We start from the raw sequence: 6,217 nt of genomic DNA, 5'->3' as shown, positions 1-6,217 counted from the left end.
GACACCCCGCCCAGGGCGTGCACCGCGGTGTCCCCGGCACCGAAGGTGCGCACCAGGTCCTCGACCACCACCATCGCCTCGGAGGCCGCCCCGTCGCCCCCCGGGCCCTCACACCGTTCCAGCGCTATCTCAGTCATGGCGGGCAGCATAGCCAAAGCAGGAGAAATAGCAACAAATTCACTGGAGTCGGAGGCTGCCAGGAGTACCGGGCCTCGCGTCGCCCCGTCGGTCAAGCCGTGACCGGGGCGGGGCTGAGATGAACGGGTTCGTACTTCTGCGCCTGCGTGCGCACCGTCTCCTGATCGGCGCCGCGGTCCTGTCCGTGCTCCTCACCACCTGCGCCGTGACGGCCCTCGCGGCGTTCAGCGACGCTGTTGGCGAGGCAGGAATCCGGCGCGCGCTCCAGGAGCAGTCCGCCGCCCGGACGCTGATCGAGGTGACAGCCGACGTGGAGGGCGAGGACCGAACAGCCGTCGACCACGGCGTGCGCGCGACGGTCGCCGGTGCGTACGACGGCCTGCCGGTCGAGGCGAAGGCGGTCACCCGCTCGCGTGCCTACGGACTGCCGGAAGCGCTGCGGTCAGGTCCGGCGCGCGGCGACGACTCGGACCTGACGTTTCTCTCCACGTTGGACCGTGCCCAAGTGAGCATGGTGGACGGCGTCTTTCCCGGCAGGCCCACCCCCGGTGAGCCGCTTCCCGTCGCGCTGCCGGAGACAGCGGCGTCGGCGCTGAAGGTCCGCACCGGGCGGATCGTGACCCTCTCGGACCGGCTCCGTGACACCACACTCACGGTCCGGGTGACGGGGATCTTCCGGCCGGTCGATCCAACGGCGCCGTACTGGCGTATCGACCCTACGGGGGGACGCGGCATTCGGACGCTGTCGTTCACCACGTACGGGCCCATGCTCGTCGATCCGCAGGTGTTCGCATCCGGGGCCGTCCCCGCCGCCGAGATGGCCTGGCAGGCACACGCCGACTTCTCGGCGATCACGACGGCGCGCTTCGGCCGCGTGAGCGCCGGAGTCCGCGAGGCGACACGGCGTCTGGAACACATGTCGACCGATGGGTCGATCGCGGCGAGCAGCGAATTGCCGGGGCTGCTACAGGAGTTGCGCAGGACACTGCTGGTGACCAGGTCGACCTTGCTGATCAGCGCCTCGCAGCTGACGCTACTGGCCGCGTTCTCGTTGTTGCTGGTCGCCCGGATGCTCACGGCGGAACGTGCCGAGGAGGCCGCGCAACTGCGGGCTCGGGGTGGCTCACGCACCCGTATGGTCGGCCTGGCGGCCACCGAAAGCCTGCTGCTGGTCGTACCTGCCGCGGTGCTGGCCCCGTTCCTGAACCGCCCGGTCATGGGGCTGTTGTCCGGGTACGGCGCGCTGGGCCGGACGGGAGTACGGCTGGAGGCCCAGCCGGCGACCGCTTGGGGCATGGCGGCGCTGACAGCTTCGGTGTGCGGGTTGTCCCTTGTCGTGCCCGCGTTGAGAGCATCGAGTTCCTATGCGGCTGAGCAGGCGGCGCGGAGGCGGCAGCGTGCACTTCCGGGAGCCGTGCGGGCCGGCGCCGACGTGGGGCTTGCGGTCGTGGCGGGACTCGCGTACTGGCAGTTGTCGCGCAGAGGGGCGGCGACAGGGACGCTGACCACCGACACCACCGGCGAACTGGGACTCGACCCGGTGCTGGTCGTCGCCCCGGCGATCTGCCTGCTGGCAGGCGCGGTGCTCGCCCTGCGCCTTCTGCCGCTTGCAGTACGGCTCGGAGAACGGCGGGCGGCCAGGGCCCATGGCTTGTCGGCGTCGCTGGTGGGCTGGCAGCTGGCACGCCGCCCCGGCCGGGGGGCGTCCCCGGTCCTGCTGCTGGTCCTGGCCCTGTCGATCAGTATCTTCGCGATCGGCGAGAACAGCAGTTGGACCCGCTCGCAGAAGGACCAGGCCGACTTCGCCGTGGGTTCCGACATCCGTGTCACCGGTTCCACGACTCCGCCGCTAGGGCAAGGCGGCGTGTACGACCATCTGGCCGGCGTCGCGGCAGTGACACCGGCCTCCCGTACCCAGGTGGCCCTGCCCCGTGACAGGACGGCCACGGTACTCGCCATGGACACCACGGCGGCGGCCGGGATCATGCGGCTACGTGGGGATCTGGCGGAACGCCCCCTGGTGGAGACCCTGCGGACGCTGCGTCCCGAAGACGACAGCCGGGCGCGTGACGTCGGATTCGTGGTGCCGCCCGACACGGACCGTCTGCGATTCGCCGTCCGGCTGGAGTCGCGGGACTCCCACGGCCGGGCGAAGCCGACCAGGGTCGCCGATCGGCTCTGGGCGACCTTCACGGACCGCTACGGGGTGCTGTACACGTTCTATCTCGGCGAAGTGATCGCCGACGGCCGGGTGCACACCTTGGACGCGAATCTGGGCGCCGAGACGGGTCGGGCACGTGACGCAGGGTCGGCCGGACCTTTGCGGATCACCACCCTGAAAGCCGAATACGGCATGCCCAAGTCCGCGGCGCGTCACCGCCTGACGATCGGCACGGTGGACGCCGTCGACGTCGAGGGCGGAGTCAGGCATCTCACACCGCAGGCCGACACGACATGGACATCCCGGATTCGCCAGTTCCTGGACGTCACCAATATCAGGGGGAGCCACAAGGCCGGATTGCCCGGAGAGCCCCCACGGTCCGGCCGTGACACCCTCCTCGCCGTCGACTACGACACAGGTGCGAACTCCAAGACGTTCCTGTCCTACGCCGCATCGGTCACGGTGTCGGCGACCCCGCCGGCTCCCGAGTCGGTGCCGGCAGCCGCCACCGACGCCTTTTTGAGGGCCACCAATGCCCAGGTCGGCAGCAAAGTGCTCCTCGACATGGGGGGGACGAAACTCAGCGTCCGCATCTCGGCGGCCCTGCGCGCACTGCCCACCACGGCGGCTGGGTCTGCCGCCGACGACGGAGGCGCGGTGCTCCTCGACCTGCGCACCGCGAGCCGGGTCCTGACCGCCATGGACCTGCCTGGTCCGGAGCCGGACGAATGGTGGGTCGCCGTACGACCCGGCTCGTCTGCCCGGGTCGCAAGCGCACTTCGCGACCGCGGCGACATTTCTTCCGTCATCGTCCGCGCGGAGCAGCAGGCCGAGTTTCAGGACGACCCCCTCGGCGCAGGTCCGCTGTCCACATTGCCTGTGGCAGTGCTCGCCGCGGTCGTACTCGCCCTGGCCGGCTTCTGCGTGGCCGCCATCGGCGCGGTCAGAGAACGGCTGCAGGATCTCGCCAAACTCCATGCGCTGGGGGCTTCGCGTCGGTCGCTGATCCGCGTGGTGGCTGCCGAACAGGGGCTGCTGGTGCTCATCGCGGCGGGCAGTGGCGCGTTGCTCGGCAGCTTGCTCACCACAATGGTCGTTCCGCCGATCGTGCTGACGTCGCGGGCGGAGAGTCCGGTGCCCGGTGTCCTGGTCGAGCTTCCCTCCGGCCCCGTCAGCACGCTGTTGCTCCTGGTGACAGGCGTGTCCTTGCTGCTCGTCGTCTTGATGGCCGGGCGATTCGCCGACCCGGTTCGGGCACTCCGCGGCCGGGGGGAGCAATGACCCGCTGGTCACGACCACGCGACGAACATTCGGACGCCGACTGCGGAAGATCCCCAGGCCTTGGAGCTCACGATTACGTGTGAGGTACGTGCCCCGGCAACACCAGGGCGTTCCTCGCGGGCCTTCGATTCCCTATCCGGCAAGGCCGGTGCACCCTTTGAAGGAAACTGATGGCTAAGTCCCACGTTCCGCGCGGCGGCGACGTGTCCCTGATCCGCTCTCGGCTGCGGGCCGCTCCAGGTGCGGCTCTGGCCCTGGCCGTTTTGGTGTTGGGAACCGCCTTCGTGACGGCGATTCTGCCAGGCGCCGTCGCGGCGTACGAAAACGAGGCACTCCTGCAGAGGCTGTCCCAGGCGTCGGTGACCGGACGCAGTGTCAGCACGTCGTTCAACGCGGGCTGGGGAGAGGTGGGCCTCGTCAGCCCCGCTTCGCTGAAGGGCGACGAGGAAAGCATCCGGAGCATATTCCACCCTCCGTTGTCCACCGTCCTCACGACGAGGGACATGGTCAGCGGCGTGCGGTCCCTCACGCCCTTCGAGGCCGGCGACAGAGCACTGCCCCGGCCCACGGGAACCGTGGACCCGCAAAGCACCGTCGTCGCCCAACCCGACCTGACCACCCATGCCCGGCTGGTCGACGGTCGGCTCTACCGACGACTGGGCGATCCCCGCCGCGTCGAGGCAGTGGTCACGGACCGTACCGCCGGCACCATGGGACTACACGCTGGTTCAGAACTCCATCTGCTGGACTCACACGGCGCGGAGCTGACGGTCGGGATCACCGGGATCATCCACCCCGTTCGGCCGGAGGCGCCCTATTGGAACGCAGAAAAAGATCTGCGCGCGCCGAAGCTGAACAGCCGGGCCGGCCCACCCGGCGGCGGCCCCGAGCAGTACTGGCACTTCACGGTGCTCATCTCTCCCGAGGACGCGCAGGGGCTGACCGCTTTCGGCGACGGAGCCACCGTGTACTTCCACCACCCTGCGGACGCCGGCCTCGTGAAGGTCCGCGACGTTCCCGCGCTGCGCGACCAGCTCGACTCGCTCATTGCCGGGCCTGACGCAGCGGAGTTGCGCGACAGCCGACCGTACATGGGGGAGATCGCCGAAGACGGCCTGTCGGCGCTGCTGGGTTCCTTCGACGAGCAACGCACGGCGGCCGAACCCCTGGTCCTCGTCGCGATGGTGGGTGTGGCGGCGGTTGCCGGGATCGTCCTCCTGATGGCCGCGGCTCTGCTGGTCGATCGTCGGCGATCCGAGCTGTCGTTGCTGCGGGCCCGGGGCATCAGCCTGTGGGTACTTGCGGGCCGGCTGCTGGCCGAGAGCGCGCTGCCGGCGATTCCCAGTGCGGCGGCCGGTGTGCTGCTCGCGCTGACTGTCGTGCCGACGGAAAACCGTGGGTTGCCGGTGTTGCTGGGGGCGCTGGTCGGGGCCTTCGCCTCGCTCGCCCTACCGCTGCGTGCGGTGGCCATCTCCGTGCGTCCCATGCCCGCCCGGCGCGCCGACCTCACCCGGGTACGACCCGCACGGCGGCGAGTCGTGGCGGAACTGACCGTCACGGTGATCGTGATCGGTTCGGTGGTGGCGTTGCGGCAACGCGGAACGGCGGACGGTGCCGCGGACGTGCTGACTGCCGCGGCGCCCGTGCTGGTGGCAGTGGTCGCCGCGCTGGTGCTGCTGCGGCTGTACCCCTGGCCGTTGCGGCTGCTGGCGCCGCCCTTCGCGCGGCTCGACGGGGCGGTGCTGCACCTGGGCCTGGCGCGTGCCGGTCGAGCCCCGTCGATGTCCGCTCTGCCGCTCATGGCGCTGCTGGTGGCGCTCGCGGTCACCGCCTTCGGTGGGTCCGTCCTTGCCGGTGTCGAGGAAGGCCGCGACAGGGCCGCCCTGCGGGCGGTCGGCGCCGACGCGCGCGTCGAGACGTCGACCGGGCTGCCTGCCGGCTTGGAGTCACGAGTACGCGAGGTCCACGGCGTGCGGGATACGTCGGCGGTGCGGATCGAGAGGGACTTGTCGACTTCGTCCCGTGTGAGGTACAGCCTGGTCATCGCGGATCCCGCACAGTACGGACGCGTAGTGTCGAGCACCGGCACGGGCGCTCCGTTCCCGACGCTTGCCGGCCGCGGTCGGGAGCCGTTGCCGGCGGTGGTTTCGCCGGGGCTGGCCCGTGCTTTCAAGCAGGGCATGGGGAATGTGCGTTCTTCCGCGGGCCGGACCCCGATACGGGCCGTCGCCATCCGAGATGTCACTCCGGCCTTGGGCGGCGGCGAGTTCGTCGTCGTCTCCGCGCTCGACATGACACGGAAGCACGCCCGGGCGGCCCCGCAACTGTCGGCTCCTACGACCCTGCTCGTCACAGGATCGACCCTGCGGGGTCCGCAGTTGCGTGCCGTCGTGGCCAAGGCCGCACCCAAGGCGGCCGTCACGCTGCGGACCGAGCAACGCGCCTCCTACGGCACGACATCGGCCTTGCAGTCGGGCGCACGGCACGTCTACCTCGCCGCCGTTGCCGCGGGTGCGGGCTTCAGCGTGCTGGCGTTGCTGTTGTCGTTGCTGCACAACGCGCCGCAGCGCAAGGCGCTGCTGGCGCGGCTGCGGACGATGGGGATGACGGGTCGTCAGCGGCAGTGGCTGGCGGTGC

2 protein-coding genes are annotated in these 6,217 nt (G+C 70.4%); both read left to right on the top strand.

Translation table 11 applies throughout. The annotated features are described in order from the left end of the window. Positions 1-256 precede the first annotated feature (256 nt). The gene (locus tag PV341_RS43105; protein ID WP_500360746.1) at positions 257-3,580 is read left to right on the top strand and encodes an FtsX-like permease family protein; all 3,324 of its coding nucleotides are present in this window, start codon (positions 257-259) and stop codon (positions 3,578-3,580) included. 170 nt (positions 3,581-3,750) lie between these two features. Further along, the coding region (locus PV341_RS43100; RefSeq protein WP_500360744.1) for an ABC transporter permease family protein at positions 3,751-6,217 on the top strand (2,467 nt) is incomplete at its 3' end.

The sequence above is a fragment of the Streptomyces sp. PA03-1a genome (assembly GCF_033792805.1).
Taxonomy (GTDB): domain Bacteria; phylum Actinomycetota; class Actinomycetes; order Streptomycetales; family Streptomycetaceae; genus Actinacidiphila.
Note: the sequence above shows the minus strand (reverse complement) of the source record. Positions and strands in the feature narration are given on the sequence as shown.

What these genes read in the sequence shown, in the direction of transcription:
- PV341_RS43105 (WP_500360746.1), top strand. Translation starts at nt 257, where the DNA reads ATGAACGGGTTCGTACTTCTGCGCCTGCGTGCGCACCGTCTCCTGATC.